This is a genomic window from Terrimonas rubra (genome assembly GCF_042686025.1).
Classification (GTDB): Bacteria; Bacteroidota; Bacteroidia; order Chitinophagales; family Chitinophagaceae; genus Terrimonas; species Terrimonas rubra.
This window is the reverse complement of the sequence record NZ_JBHUOZ010000003.1, coordinates 108,418-122,379: the sequence shown is the minus strand read 5'-3', so window position 1 is coordinate 122,379 and position 13,962 is coordinate 108,418. Positions and strand designations below refer to the sequence as shown.

The window sequence follows — 13,962 nt, the reverse complement described above, 5'->3', positions numbered from 1 at the left end:
GTACTAATCAGTTTGTGGTTATATTGCTATAACACGGTTTGCATAAATGCTTTTACAGTCTGCTCCACCGGCAGGTTTTTATCGAAGGACCTTATAAAAGCCGTTCCGATAATGGCCCCGTTTGCATATTGACTGGCTTTTTGAAAACTTGCTTTATCCTTTATGCCAAAACCAATCATGAAAGGGTTTTTCAGGCCTGCCTGTTTCAAAGCACTAAAGTAAGTTTCCTGCAAATGTAAGGCAGCATTGTTACCCGTAGTAGCCGAAGAGGAAACTGCGTATAAAAAACCGGATGTCAGCTCGTCTAATTTGTGTAAACGATCGGCCGGTGTTTCGGGGGTAACCATAAATGTAAAATCAAGGCCATATTTCTTTATAATCGCTCCGTATTCTGTTTCAAACTCGTATACCGGCAGGTCGGGAATGATTAAGCCGTCAATACCCACTGCAGCCGCATCGGAACAAAATTGCTCAAAGCCGTATTGCAGAACCGGGTTCATATAGCCCATCAGTAAAACGGGAATGTTTATTTCTTTCCTGAAATCTTTTAATTGCTCAAACAATGTTTTGATGGTCATGCCATTGGCAATGGCCTGGGAGCTGCTTTCCTGTATCACGGGGCCATCAGCCAGCGGATCGCTGTAAGGCATGCCCAGCTCAATGATATCTGCACCATTTTGTTGTAATAGTTTCATTACCGGTACCGTACTGTTCAACTCAGGGAAGCCGGCGGTACAATATATATTCAATACATTTTGCTTTTTTACAGCAAAGAGTTCTTTTGTTCTGCTCATGTTCTTTATTTTACCGGGGCAATATGATAGGTTTCGCCACCGATGGTGATTGTTTTATACTTTGGATAAGCTTTTACATCCAGTACTAATTTATAGGCTGTGGTAGCGGCTTTTCCATTATCAGGTATGTTTACAAATGCGTCATCGCCGTTCTTAGTTACGGTTAACTGGTCAGCCGAAAAGTCAGCCGGCAGGCAGGCTTCAAATTCAAACCTTTCGCCGGCAATATTGGATATCATTTTTACCGAAGCGTTCACCTGGTCACAGTTATCAGCCAGTTTTTTAAACTCCAGGTCATGTTTAATATACGGCTCGGTTTTACAGGCAGCTAATACGGCTAATAAAAGGCATAATGACATTATTTTTTTCATGGTCATAGTTTGTTTTCTAATCGCGCCATATAGGTTTCCATGTCCTTATCCCCACGCCCGCTTAAACATACCACTACAACATCATCCGGCTTCCATTGCTGTGTTTGCAAAGCTGCCAGTGCATGTGAACTTTCCAATGCCGGGATAATGCCTTCCAGTTTAGCCAGGTTAAACGCTGCCACCAACGCTTCTTCATCTGTGGCATTTAATACGGTTGCCCTGCCGGTTTCAAACAAATGCGCATGCAGTGGGCCAATGCCCGGATAATCCAGTCCCGCAGAGATACTGTGTGGCTCCACTACCTGGCCATCTTCGGTTTGCATGAGCAAACTTTTACTGCCATGTAAAATACCCGGCCGGCCTAAAACAGATGTGGCGGCGCTTTTACCGCTATCCACCCCGCAACCCGCGGCTTCAACAGCCAAAAGTTTCACCGCAGCATCATCTAAAAAATGATAAAAAGCTCCGGCGGCATTACTGCCACCGCCCACACAGGCTATTACATGGGTGGGTAGTTCATTGCCTGTCTTGGTTTTTAATTGTTCTTTTATTTCGGCGCTTATCACGCTTTGAAAACGGGCTACCATATCCGGGTAAGGGTGCGGCCCTACCACGCTGCCGATAATATAGTGTGTATCGTTGGGATTGTTGATCCAGTCGCGGATAGCTTCATTAGTAGCATCTTTTAAGGTTTTGCTGCCCGATGTAGCGGGAACTACGGTTGCTCCCAACATTTTCATCCGGGCCACATTGGGTGCCTGGCGCTGGATATCTTTTTCGCCCATGTAGACGATACATTCCAGTCCTTTTAATGCACAAACGGTAGCTGTGGCAACACCGTGCTGACCGGCACCGGTTTCGGCAATGATGCGTTTTTTGCCCAACCGCTCTGCCAGTAATATCTGGCCAATAGTATTGTTCACTTTATGGGCGCCCGTGTGGCAAAGATCCTCCCGTTTTAAATAAACGGTTGTTCCCACCTGCTGCCCCAGTCTTTCAGCCAGGTATAAGGGTGTGGGGCGACCGGCGTAATCGTGTAATAACCGATCCAGTTCTTTCTGAAAAGCTTCATCCTGCATAATTTCCAAATAAGCGGCTTGAAGCTCTGTTACATTCTTCTGTAACATTTCGGGAATATAGGCCCCGCCAAAGCGACCATAATAACCATGCGCATCGGGGTATTTATAGGAAGACATCTTAAGTATTAAGTTATAAGTAGTAAGTAATAAGTTTTAAGTTGGGGTAGCTGTACAGTACCGGGTAAGCATATTTTCTATGCCGGGAAGAAGTATTATGGCTTACGCCAACAGAATGATATGTACACTTTTGTGTTCATGGAGTACAAATGTAAGGATTTTTTGGAGTTATGAGTTAGGAATGAGGAATTAGGAATTGGGGGCGTTTAATTGCCTGTTATTCTTCGCCTCTGATAGTTTCTCTTTTGTTCATTGTCAATTGTCAATTGTCACTCGTACATTGTCCATTACACGCTGTCAGTTGCTCTGCATTGCCGCTTTCCGCATCGCTTCAGCCTGATCGTGGCCCAGGTAACGGTCAATAATGGTATGGCCCCAATAAATAACGGGTGTAAGTATCACGGCTACCAGGAACTTGTAAATATAATTGCCGATGCAGATGCTCATGACCAGTCCTAAACTCCAAGGCTGGCCCTGGCCCGGTGAAAGGCGCGGTCCGACATAAAATGCAATAAACAATACCACGAAACTATCTACGAACTGTGATATTACCGTAGAGCCGGTGGCTCGCAACCATAGCTTTTTTTCGCCTGTTATCTTTTTAATTTTATGAAAAATAAATACGTCCAGTATCTGGCCTACTAAAAAGGCGATCAGGGAGGCGATAATGATCCAGGAGCTTTGTCCGAATATGACTTTGAAAGCGCTGTCAGCATTCGGTATGCCGGCGGCCTCATAATTCCCTACCCAAAAGCCGGCAGGCTGTAAATGAATGGCCCCCTGGAACATGATAAATGCGTAGGCAATAAGACCGGCGGCCAGGTAAGATAAAAACTTTACCCCACGCATGCCGTAGTATTCATTAATAATATCGGTCATAATAAATACGATAGGCCATAACAATACCCCTGCTGTCAGGTTAAAGGAAAAAGTATTGCCCAGTATATTCCACTCTAAGGGTTCAATGCCTAATGTGCCTTCCAGTGAAAACAGTTTTACACCCACTGTTTCGGCAATTAAAGCATTGGCTATAAAAAAGCCTGCCAGTATAATGAATAATTTGGTAGGCTTACTACTGATGATAGTATGGATCATTAACGTAAAATATATGTATCATTAATAAAAAAAGGAAAACAAGGTTGCTGGCAACCAGCCATACGGGTACATATTCGGCCAGTTTTCGTTTAATCATCAGCACTAACAAATAGATTAAACAGGTAAGCGGGATAATGACCAGGCCCAATGTGTACCCCGCAAAAATAATGGAGGAGCTAATGCTCTCCTGCCCCGTCCAGTCCCAAATAAGTACAGAAAATGACAGGAGTACGAAAATACCTGCCAGAAATGCCACTTTTGACAAAAATAACAGCCAGCGCATGCGGATTTTTCATGTAAAATAGCATTATTTTGTCAGCTTGAAAGTAAAAGGTACAAAAGCCTGATTTTTTGTTACCGGCTATACTTCCCTGACAGGACGATATAAATCAAGAGGCTATTGTAACGGCATTGGCCGGGATCAAATAACAGAACAAAAATATTATGAAAAATAAAGTAGTACAACAGGTTTTACCGCATGCCATAGCAGTGGTTATTTTTTTACTGGTATCGGTGATTTTTTGTAAGCCCATCCTGGACGGCAATGTATTGAACCAGCACGATATTGTAGGCTGGAAAGGCATGGCCCAGAATGCTTTTGAGTACAAAGAGAAACATGGCCATTTTCCTTTGTGGAACCCTAACCTGTTTAGTGGTATGCCTAATTACCAGACCGCCATGGAAGGCAAATATGTTTTACCCGATTTAAATGTTGTATTTACATTAGGCCTGCCGAAACCCATCAGCTTTTTCTTCCTTGCCTGTGTATGCTTTTATATCCTGTGCGTATCATTGCGTTTAAGACCCATTGTAGGTATATTAGGCGCCTTAACCTTTGCTTTCTCCACCTACAATCCTGTGATCATAGGGGCCGGCCATGAAACGAAAATGATGGCCATTGCCTACATGCCGCTTTTATTAGCCGGCATATTACTGGTGTATAATAAACGTTATTGGGTTGGTCTGGCTCTGACCACCTTAGGTACTATGCTGGAAATAGCGTCGAATCACCCACAGATCAGTTATTATTTCTTTATCATAGCTGTTGCCATAACCATTGCGTATTTATTTACCTGGATAAAAAACAAAGAATATAAACATATTGGAATTGCCTTAGGTATTACTGCCGTTTCAGCCATTGTAGGCTTATCGGTAAATATGTTACCGATCCTCACTTCTACAGAGTATGCAAAAGCTACCATGCGGGGTGGTAAATCGGTAGAGATTGTTGGTGATTCGGTAAAAGCAGCCAACACCACCGGGCTGGACGCCAGTTATGCGTTTCGTTACAGTATGTCAAAAGCGGAGCCTTTAGTAATGATGATGCCCGGCGCTTTTGGTAAAGGATCGGCTACGCCCTTAGGTGAAAACTCCAAAGTAGTGAATAAACTGGTTAACCAGGGTGTACCAGAAGCAAATGCTATGCAGTTTGCAGCTAATTTGCCTGCATACTGGGGTGGCATGTCTGGCCCTGGCGAAGGCACTTCCGGACCTCCCTATATCGGCGCTATCATCTGTATACTGGCCATTATTGGATGTGTGGTAGTAAAGCACCCCTTACGCTGGGGTTTGTTAGCAGCTTCTGTTTTAGGCATCATGATGTCCTGGGGAAGTTTCTTTTCCGGATTCAACCTGTTTTTGCTGGACTACCTGCCCTTGTATAATAAATTCAGGGCGCCCAGTATGTCGCTGGTTATACCCCAGCTTACTTTACCGCTAATGGCTGCACTGGTGCTTCATTATTTACTGTTTGACAAAAACAGCCGTGAACATTTACAGCAGAATTTCAAGAAAATATTATATACACTAGGGGGCTTGACGGCTTTGCTGGCTCTTATTTATATTGCTAATGACTATAATTCGGCTGGTGATGAATCCCTTAAACAAATGCTGATCTCGCAGGCCGGTATGAACGATGATATGGCCCGTTCAGTTATCAGCGGCATGAAAGAAGACCGCAGCAGTATGTTTGGTGGACAAATATTAAGGTCTATTGGGTTTATGATTTTAGTACTGGGTATGATATGGCTGTATATTAAAAACTATATCAAACCTATAGTAGCAGTAGCCATTCTTGGCGTGGTATGTATGATAGACCTCTTTATTATTGATAAAGAATACCTGGGTGAAGCGCATTATATGCCAGCCGATGAATTACAGGAACAAAGCTTTGCCAAAACCTCTATTGATGAAGCGATTTTAAAAGATACCGACCCTAACTACCGGGTGTTTAATATGGCCGGTGATCGTTTTAATGAATCGCGTACCTCTTATTTCCATAAATCAATCGGCGGTTACCACCCCGCCAAATTACGCTTATACCAGGATGTTATTGAACGGTATTTATCTGTCAATACTAACCCGGAAATACTAAACATGCTGAACACCAAGTATGTTATTGCAGCTAACCCCGAAAACAGGCAGCCTATGTTAATGCCTAACGGACAGGCATATGGCCATGCCTGGCTGGTTAAAAGTATCAAACAGGTAAAAGATGATGCCGAGGAGTTACAAACAATCGGTATTACCAATTTAAAAGATACAGCTGTAGTACAGGCAGATTTTGCAGCTGCGGCAGCACAACCACAATGGGACTCCACTGCTGCTATTAAATTAACCAAATTTGATAATGATGTGATGGAGTATAGCTTTACTTCCTCCGCTCCTCAATTTGCCGTTTTCAGCGAAGTATATTATCCTTACGGATGGAATGCCTATATTGATGGCAAGAAAGTTGATTACGTAAAAACTGATTATGTGTTACGTGGTTTAAGTATACCGGCCGGCACCCATGCTATTAAATTTGTGTTTGAGCCGGAGTCCTATAAAAAAGGGGTAACCATCTCTTATGTGGGTTCTTTCCTCATCTATATTTTTGTACTGGGGGGATTTTTTATGGCCTGGTGGCAAAACCGAAAAAAGAACAAAACTGTTAAGGACTAATGAAAATAGCTTCATTGGTACCGTATAAAATAATGCCCGCCCGTATGGGCGGGCAAAAAGGTATTTATCTTTTCCTGAAATACGTAAGTCAGAAAATACCGGTTATTTGTTATACGAGCAACGATAATGAACCGGGTGATACAGAGAATTTTACTGTTAAAAAAGTACTGGGTACCGGTAGCAGCCGCTATTATAACCTGTTTACCTTTTTCAGGTTAAAAAAAGACTTTAAAGCTGAAGGAATTACTCACCTTGTACTTGAACATCCGTATTTAGGATGGTTGGGCATTTTACTCAAATACTTTGCAGGTGTTAAGTTCATTGTACACTCCCACAATATTGAAGCCCTGCGTTTTAAAAGCACCGGCAGGTGGTGGTGGCGCATTTTATGGCAATATGAAAAACTGGTGCACCGCCGGGCCGATCACAGTTTTTTTATAACAGCTGAGGACAAAGCCTATGCTATAGCTAACTTCAGATTAAACCCAGGTCTTTGTACGGTTATTACCTATGGGATTGAACAACCCAAAGCGCCTTCCTTTACCGATAAAGAAACAGCTAAAAAGCAGGTCATCAGGCATCACCAATTAGAGAATTCTGATTTCATTTTATTGTACAATGGCACCCTTGATTATGAACCCAACCTGGACGGTTTAAAAACTATTGTCAACCAGGTAAACCCTGTTTTGATGGCTCAAAAGGAGTTCAGTTATACCATTATTGTTTGTGGCAATCGTTTATCGTCCGAAAACAAAGCCTGGCTGGAATCACACAGAAACAATAATATACTGTTTGCAGGCTTTGTAGATGATATTAATATCTACTTTACCGCAGCCGATATGTTTTTAAACCCCATTACCGATGGCGGTGGTATTAAAACAAAGCTAGTGGAAGCCCTGGCCGCTAACAATACCACGGTATCTTACAGTAACGGGGCTATTGGCATACCTGAAGGCATTGCCGGCAATAAGTTAACCATTGTGCCGGATAATGAAGCCCCCGCTTTTGCTGAAGCCCTATTGAAACAAATTCATCATAGTAAAGAAATGATCCCCGATACCTTTTTTGACCATTTTTATTGGGGTAATATCGCCGGTAAAGTGGCCGGGGTTTTACAGTCTGTCAAGTAATATACAGCCCCCCTATTTAAGAAAATAGGCCTCCTCTATTCATTATCTTAAGGTATATTTGTAGCTTATTATTAGTTAATAAATCTTTAGAAATCATAACTACATTTTTTCATGGTCATTGGTAACGGATTGGTTGCACACGGGTTTGAGATGTATCAGAACAACGACCAGGTGGTGGTGTTTGCCTCAGGCGTTTCCAACTCTAACAATACCGATCGTGCAGCTTTTGACCGTGAAACAGACCTGTTAAACGACACCCTGTCCGGTTTACAAACACAACTAGTGATATATATCAGTACCTGTAGTATTTATGATCCGTCCATGCAGGCATCGCTATATGTACACCATAAACTGGCCATGGAAAAACTGGTAGCTGATAAAGCTGATAACTATTACATATTCAGGGTACCTAACCTGGCTGGCCATACCAGTAACCCACACACTACCCTTAATTTTCTGTTTAACCATATTGTACAAGGTATTCCTTTTCATATATGGAAAAACGCTTCAAGAAATATTATCGATATAGAGGATGCGGTGCGTATCTGTAATCACTTCATCTCATCTGATAAAAATACCGGCAGGATCATTAATATTGCCAATCAATTTAATTACCCTGTTGTTGAAATTGTGGAAAAAATTGAAAGGGCCACAGGCCGAAAGGGAATTTATACAGTTATAGATAAAGGCAATACTCCTGTGATTGACATTACGGAAATAAGCCCGGTAATCAATAAGCTGGGAATTAATTTTGCAGGAAACTATCTGGATAACATCATTCAAAAATACCTGGTTCCTCATGACCTATAAACAAGCCCGTATAAAAACAATGCTCGAGGAAATAATCATGTTTCCTTTTGTATTATTAGGGAGGATCTATGGCCGGGTATTTCCGTTGAAAACAAAGCACGATATTTTCCTGTTTTTCCCGAGTGCCGATATCGGGGGATCACCGAAAGTAAACATCGATATTACTCATGCGGTGAAAGACAAAAAGCCATTGATCATTTTTTCGAAAAAACCACAGAATAATGGTTTTAAAGCGCTTTTTAGCATTGAAGGCGTACGTATTATTGATTTACACAAACGTATTGATAACAAGCTTCTTCATTTTATCAACTTTTTCTACCGCGGCGTCATTGCGTCCTGGGTCAATAAAAGCCAAAATCCCGTTATTTTTGGAGGAGAGTGCATTTTTTTTTATAAAATGCTGGCACATGTTTCGAAAAAGGTGAAGCGGGTAGAACTATGTCACTTAAATACCTGGCTACCCTACTCCATTGCCCATGCACACCGGATTGATCTCCGTATTTTTAGTACGGACTACCTGAGACGAGAAGTGGCAGCCCAATACCAGGAACTGCGGGTAGACGAAAAACTCAACACTAAACTTCGCTTTATAGACAATGCCATCCCTATACCACCTCTGAAACAGGTTAACAACCAAGTGCTTGAAGTTGTGTTTATTGGACGCGGATCTCCACAAAAAAGAGTACCGCTTATTGCAGCCATTGCTACTGCCATGCACCAGGCTGGCGACTCGGTACATTTTTCGTTCGTTGGCGATGTTAGTGAAGTAATAGACATTACAGCCTTACCTTTTGCAACCTTTTATGGTAACGTAGAGGACCAGCAACTAATGGACAGCATTTATGAAAAATCGGATGTATTGATCATGACCTCGGCTTTTGAAGGTCTTCCAATTGTGGTTATGAAAATGATGGCCTATGGCAAGGTCGTGGTTTCAACAGCCGTTAATGGCATTCCGGATTATATTCATCATATGGAGAATGGATTGTTGATCAAAAGTATAAAGGAGGATGATATAATCCAGGAAGGGATTAGCCATTTACGCTCCCTGATAAATGATCCATCCTTAAGGATAAAACTGGGCAATCGCAGCCATGACATAGCTAAAGAGAGGTTTAGTGAAGAAGTGTTTATGAAAACATACAGGTCAATACTAATCCGATAAACGCTTACCAATGCCCAGAATATCTGTCATACTGCCGGTTTATAATGGTGAGGCTTATCTAGCCCTGGCCATAGAAAGTATACTTGCCCAAACTTTTACCGATTTTGAACTGATCATTATTAATGATGCCAGTACAGATTCAACTGAATCCATTATACAGAAATACCAGGCAACTGACCCCAGGATTGTTTATCATAAAAACGAGACCAATCTCAGAGTAGTCGGATCCTTAAACAAGGGTATTTCTCTCACCAAGGGAGAATATATTGCCCGGATGGATGCTGATGATTTTTCCCAGCCAACCCGTTTTGAAAGACAGGTTGATTACTTAGATGCTCACCCGGAAATAAGCATGGCAGATGTTTTAATGGCCTATTTTGATGAAAATGGCGACATGCTTGATCAAACAAATGCCAGGGTTTTTAGTCCGTCCGATATAAAAAAAGCATTACCTAAAAATAACCCGCTGGGCCACTCCTCCATCATGATCAGGGGAGGTATATTAAGAGCGTATGCTTACCGGAATACAAATTTTGAGGATTATGAACTATGGTTGCGTCTTGTTGCCGGTGGACATGCTATTGCAAAGATAGACGCACCTTTACTTCTCTACCGAATTCATAAACAATCAATTACAAGCAAAGCGGTTTCTGATAAATCTCATTTTTTAAAACAAGCCAAAGCTAAATTTAAGTTTCTATCATACGAGTTGGGACAAAAAGGTCGCTGGAGCTGGTTTAATACCCGTGTATGCTTTTATATGTCAAGAGATTATTTGCTCTATATTTATAAAATAATAAAGAATTAAAATAAAATGTATCAGGGTTTTATCATAAAATGGTATCATGTTTTCACAAATGCATTTTTTTTAATCCGGCGAGGCATTTATACGATTCTTGCAAATGAGGCTAAAAACCTGTCAGGCTCCGTAATGGATTTCGGTTGCGGTAACAAACCATACGAGGCTTTATTTGTTCACGTGGACAAATACATCGGATTAGATATTGAGGAGTCAGGAAATTCGGGCTTAAAAAAGGCCGATGTGTATTACGATGGAAAAAATATTCCATTTTCCGATAATTATTTTGACAATATTTTTTGTTCGGAAGTTTTCGAACATGTTTTTAATTTAGAAGAAATTATTCCCGAAATGAACCGGGTGTTGAAACCGGGAGGTAAAATGTTAATTACCTGTCCATTTACCTGGCCGGAACATGAAGTGCCCTACGATTATGCACGATATACCAGTTACGGCATTAAGCACCTTCTGGAAAAAAACGGCTTTACAGTAGAACGGCAGTATAAATCAGGTCATATGTTCGAGGTAATTATGCAGCAGTTTATTTTTTATATCTTCTGCTTAATTCCAAAACAAAAACTGGTTTACTATATTTTACACCAATTACTTATCCTGCCGGGAATAGTTTTCACTTTAATCATCAATAAACTATTATTTGGCAAACTCATTCGCAAAGAACTATATCATAATAACGTTATCATAGTAACCAAAAACAACTAATGAAATCAGTCCCATTTGAATTTAACCCTTCAATATTTTACCCGACATTTTTAATAAGAAGAGGGTTATATAAAAATATAAAAATGCAAGCGCCGGCATTATCCGGTGACCTGCTGGACCTGGGCTGTGGTATCAAACCATATGAATCATTATTCACTGTGAATAAATATATTGGTGTTGAATACTATGGTGAAGGAGAGACCTATGATAAACAATATGCTGATTTTTTTTACGACGGAAAAACCCTGCCTTTTGGAGACAATAGTTTTGATTCCGTGTTTTGCAGTGAAGTATTTGAACATGTTTTTAACCTGGATGAAATATTAACCGAACTACACAGGGTAATGAAAAGTAAAGGGAAAATGCTTATTACCTGTCCTTTTGTTTTTCCGGAGCATGAAGTACCTAATGATTTTGCCCGTTATACAGTTTTTGCGTTAAAGGATATGTTAGAACAAAAAGGGTTTACGGTTACCCGTATTATCAAAAGCGGATCTTTTGCAGAAGTTGCGGCGCAATTAAGGATACTGAATTATGAATACAATATACATAAGTATGTAAAAAAAATACCAGTAGTAAGATCCGTTTTAAAGTATATGGTTTATGGTATTAATAACGGGTGGGCTGCCACAGTCGGGTCTCTATTCAAAAGCCGTAACCAGATTTATTTAAGTAATATCGTTCTGGCAGAAAAAAAGTAAATGTGAAAATAGCTGTTATTAGTTGTATAGATGATAGTTGGGGTGGTAGCGAAGAACTTTGGTACCAAATGGCATTATCTGCCCTTGAAAACGGGCATAATGTTTCTGTATCTATTCGTTATACGGGAACACTTGCACCAAAAATAATTGCGCTACAGGAAAGAGGATTGATAGTACATAAAAGACGGGGGTATATACCAAGAGGCATTAAGGTATGGCGCCGTATTGCCACCAAAATACTTCATTACGGGCTGAACAAACTTAAAAGCCCGTATACTGACGTTAAAAAAGAAAGACCTGATATTATTATTTATAATAGTTCTTTATATCAGCCGGCAGAAGATATCTATTTTCAAAAGCTATTAACGGTCTTACCTGTACCTTATATTATTATCAACCAGATAGTAGCAGAATTTTCCAAGCCATTCGTTGGCATCCCTTCCCCCGCTTATAACAAGATTTATCAAGAAGCGGCAAAAGTATATTTTGTTTCAAAACGCAACCTCGAAACTGTTAAAAGACAACTTTGTATTAACCTGGAAAATGCTGAAGTAATTACCAACCCGGTTAATCTTAAAGATAAAAGTATTGTGCCATTTCCCATACCAATAAACGGCCAACTTAATTTTGCTACGGTTGGCAATCTTTTAACCCACCATAAAGGCCAGGATATTATTTTGGCGGTGCTGGGAAATGATACATGGAGGAATAAGAACTGGCAACTACATATATACGGAAAAGGGGCGGAAGAAGATTATTTAAAAGCCCTCTGCATACATTATAAAATAGAAGATAAGGTCACATTTCACGGTCATGTAAGCGATATTCGTCAAGTATGGCAACAGGCACATATACTTCTTATGTGTTCATTAATGGAAGGACTTCCACTGGCAGTAGTAGAAGCCATGTTATGTGGACGGCCTGTCATAACCACTGATGTTGGAGGAAACAGAGAGATCATTACAGACGGAGAAGATGGCTTCATTGCTGATAGCCCTACTACACATTCTTTGAATAAAGCTTTAGAAAATGCATGGGCATCAAAAGAACTTTGGGAGTCAATGGGACAAAAAGCGCATATAAAAGCCAGCAGTTATTTTAATGAAGATATTGGTAACGATTTATTAAACAAGATTTTAAACATGCACGATAATATATGATCAATAGTCCAATTACTAATAGACCAAATACCAGATTAATAACTGAATTCCCCTCAAAAAACATCATTGCCGCTTATAAAGCACTAAATATCGACATTGAAAGATTTGTGAGTAGTTATGAAAACATAAGGCTATACGAATGTATTGATACCGGATATCGCTTTTATTATCCTTATACAATTTTTGGAGATGGGAAATTTTATGAAGACATAGAAAATAATATAGCAGAATACTATTTCAAAGACAGGTGGGAGCATAAGATAGCATTACCTCGTATCCATGCCGAAGAAAGAGTATTAGAAGTAGGCTGTGGCTCCGGATATTTTTTAGAGCGGCTTGTTGAAAACGGGATAGCAGCTGAGGGTATTGAATTAAATGAAGAGGCCATTAAAAAAGCTATTCAAAAAGGCTTAAACGTTAAGCATGCTCTACTGGAAAACTATGTCAAAGAAAAAGCAGGTTATTATGATGTAGTTTGCGCCTTCCAGGTACTTGAGCACATAACTAGCGTTAAAGACTTTATCGATGACTCTCTTACACTGCTTAAACCCGGAGGCCGTTTAATGATCGCTGTCCCCAACAACAACCCTTATCTCTTCCGCCATGACAAATGGCATACTTTAAACCTTCCCCCACATCATGCGGGCTTATGGAATAAACAAGTGTTTACAGAAATGCCAAAATATTTTAACATGCAGGTTGAAACAATCTTGATAGAACCTCTATCGAATTACAAAGAGTGGTTCCTGGTACAAAAAAACCATTATAAACAGCATAACACGTTTATGTACCTGCTATGCTGTTTAGTTCCACGACCCTTATATAAGTTTGTTTTAAGAACCTTTAAACACCAAATACAAGGACGAAATATTATTGCAATTTTTAAGAAAAAATAATAAAAGTTTATCCATCTCTCTTTAGTATATAGGTTTTTATGTATTCGTTACTGTTACATTGGAAGGTTAGCCAATTATTCCCTCAAGCCTCATTTAATACCTTTTAATCAAAAAACCTTTAAAAATCTCAAATTCTTATATTATTTTGAGACGTCTATTATACTTAGTATGCCAATGATCAC

Annotated in this window: 13 protein-coding genes; 9 read left to right on the top strand and 4 right to left on the bottom strand. The window is 40.2% G+C overall.

The window, feature by feature from the left end:
- Positions 1 to 26: 26 nt before the first annotated feature.
- The 4 genes from trpA to ACFS6H_RS10090 all read right to left on the bottom strand — a co-directional run bounded on the left by trpA (position 27) and on the right by ACFS6H_RS10090 (position 3,456).
- Positions 27 to 794 (bottom strand): tryptophan synthase subunit alpha, encoded by a 768-nt coding sequence (trpA, locus tag ACFS6H_RS10105; RefSeq protein ID WP_386097918.1) that lies wholly within the window; start codon positions 792 to 794, stop codon positions 27 to 29.
- A 5-nt stretch (positions 795 to 799) separates the two neighbouring features.
- The gene (locus ACFS6H_RS10100) at positions 800 to 1,165 is read right to left on the bottom strand and encodes a hypothetical protein (protein WP_386097916.1); all 366 of its coding nucleotides are present in this window, start codon (positions 1,163 to 1,165) and stop codon (positions 800 to 802) included.
- Positions 1,166 to 1,167: 2 nt separating this feature from the next.
- Positions 1,168 to 2,361 (bottom strand): tryptophan synthase subunit beta, encoded by a 1,194-nt coding sequence (gene trpB / locus ACFS6H_RS10095; protein WP_386097914.1) that lies wholly within the window; start codon positions 2,359 to 2,361, stop codon positions 1,168 to 1,170.
- A gap of 297 nt (positions 2,362 to 2,658) precedes the next feature.
- Entirely contained in the window at positions 2,659 to 3,456 is a 798-nt protein-coding gene (locus ACFS6H_RS10090; RefSeq protein WP_386097912.1) for a queuosine precursor transporter, read from the bottom strand.
- A gap of 444 nt (positions 3,457 to 3,900) precedes the next feature.
- On the opposite strand from ACFS6H_RS10090, the gene ACFS6H_RS10085 reads away from it, so the two are divergent.
- The 9 genes from ACFS6H_RS10085 to ACFS6H_RS10045 all read left to right on the top strand — a co-directional run bounded on the left by ACFS6H_RS10085 (position 3,901) and on the right by ACFS6H_RS10045 (position 13,780).
- A complete protein-coding gene (locus ACFS6H_RS10085) occupies positions 3,901 to 6,399 on the top strand; it encodes a YfhO family protein (protein ID WP_386097910.1) in 2,499 nt (832 codons plus the stop codon).
- A complete protein-coding gene (locus ACFS6H_RS10080; protein ID WP_386097908.1) occupies positions 6,399 to 7,529 on the top strand; it encodes a glycosyltransferase in 1,131 nt (376 codons plus the stop codon). The genes ACFS6H_RS10085 and ACFS6H_RS10080 overlap by 1 nt, the downstream gene beginning before the upstream one ends.
- A 111-nt stretch (positions 7,530 to 7,640) precedes the next feature.
- The gene (locus ACFS6H_RS10075; RefSeq protein ID WP_386097906.1) at positions 7,641 to 8,339 is read left to right on the top strand and encodes an NAD-dependent epimerase/dehydratase family protein; all 699 of its coding nucleotides are present in this window, start codon (positions 7,641 to 7,643) and stop codon (positions 8,337 to 8,339) included.
- Complete coding sequence (locus tag ACFS6H_RS10070; RefSeq protein WP_386097904.1) at positions 8,329 to 9,504, top strand: glycosyltransferase family 4 protein; 1,176 nt, start codon at positions 8,329 to 8,331, stop codon at positions 9,502 to 9,504. Before ACFS6H_RS10075 ends, ACFS6H_RS10070 begins: the two co-directional genes overlap by 11 nt.
- A 10-nt stretch (positions 9,505 to 9,514) precedes the next feature.
- Positions 9,515 to 10,312 (top strand): glycosyltransferase family 2 protein, encoded by a 798-nt coding sequence (locus ACFS6H_RS10065; protein ID WP_386097902.1) that lies wholly within the window; start codon positions 9,515 to 9,517, stop codon positions 10,310 to 10,312.
- Between the two features lie 6 nt (positions 10,313 to 10,318).
- On the top strand, positions 10,319 to 11,023 hold the full coding sequence (locus ACFS6H_RS10060; protein WP_386097900.1) for a class I SAM-dependent methyltransferase: 705 nt from the start codon (positions 10,319 to 10,321) through the stop codon (positions 11,021 to 11,023).
- Between the two features lie 83 nt (positions 11,024 to 11,106).
- Positions 11,107 to 11,724: a methyltransferase domain-containing protein gene (locus ACFS6H_RS10055; protein WP_386097898.1), complete on the top strand. Its 618-nt coding sequence runs from the start codon at positions 11,107 to 11,109 to the stop codon at positions 11,722 to 11,724.
- A 2-nt stretch (positions 11,725 to 11,726) separates the two neighbouring features.
- Positions 11,727 to 12,884, top strand: coding sequence for a glycosyltransferase family 4 protein (locus ACFS6H_RS10050; RefSeq protein ID WP_386097896.1), 1,158 nt, complete (start codon positions 11,727 to 11,729; stop codon positions 12,882 to 12,884).
- Positions 12,881 to 13,780 (top strand): class I SAM-dependent methyltransferase, encoded by a 900-nt coding sequence (locus tag ACFS6H_RS10045; protein WP_386097894.1) that lies wholly within the window; start codon positions 12,881 to 12,883, stop codon positions 13,778 to 13,780. The genes ACFS6H_RS10050 and ACFS6H_RS10045 overlap by 4 nt, the downstream gene beginning before the upstream one ends.
- The last annotated feature ends 182 nt before the right edge of the window (positions 13,781 to 13,962 follow it).

What these genes read in the sequence shown, in the direction of transcription:
- trpA (WP_386097918.1), bottom strand. Translation starts at nt 794, where the DNA reads ATGAGCAGAACAAAAGAACTCTTTGCTGTAAAAAAGCAAAATGTATTG.
- ACFS6H_RS10100 (WP_386097916.1), bottom strand. Translation starts at nt 1,165, where the DNA reads ATGAAAAAAATAATGTCATTATGCCTTTTATTAGCCGTATTAGCTGCC.
- trpB (WP_386097914.1), bottom strand. Translation starts at nt 2,361, where the DNA reads ATGTCTTCCTATAAATACCCCGATGCGCATGGTTATTATGGTCGCTTT.
- ACFS6H_RS10090 (WP_386097912.1), bottom strand. Translation starts at nt 3,456, where the DNA reads ATGATCCATACTATCATCAGTAGTAAGCCTACCAAATTATTCATTATA.
- ACFS6H_RS10085 (WP_386097910.1), top strand. Translation starts at nt 3,901, where the DNA reads ATGAAAAATAAAGTAGTACAACAGGTTTTACCGCATGCCATAGCAGTG.
- ACFS6H_RS10080 (WP_386097908.1), top strand. Translation starts at nt 6,399, where the DNA reads ATGAAAATAGCTTCATTGGTACCGTATAAAATAATGCCCGCCCGTATG.
- ACFS6H_RS10075 (WP_386097906.1), top strand. Translation starts at nt 7,641, where the DNA reads ATGGTCATTGGTAACGGATTGGTTGCACACGGGTTTGAGATGTATCAG.
- ACFS6H_RS10070 (WP_386097904.1), top strand. Translation starts at nt 8,329, where the DNA reads ATGACCTATAAACAAGCCCGTATAAAAACAATGCTCGAGGAAATAATC.
- ACFS6H_RS10065 (WP_386097902.1), top strand. Translation starts at nt 9,515, where the DNA reads ATGCCCAGAATATCTGTCATACTGCCGGTTTATAATGGTGAGGCTTAT.
- ACFS6H_RS10060 (WP_386097900.1), top strand. Translation starts at nt 10,319, where the DNA reads ATGTATCAGGGTTTTATCATAAAATGGTATCATGTTTTCACAAATGCA.
- ACFS6H_RS10055 (WP_386097898.1), top strand. Translation starts at nt 11,107, where the DNA reads ATGCAAGCGCCGGCATTATCCGGTGACCTGCTGGACCTGGGCTGTGGT.
- ACFS6H_RS10045 (WP_386097894.1), top strand. Translation starts at nt 12,881, where the DNA reads ATGATCAATAGTCCAATTACTAATAGACCAAATACCAGATTAATAACT.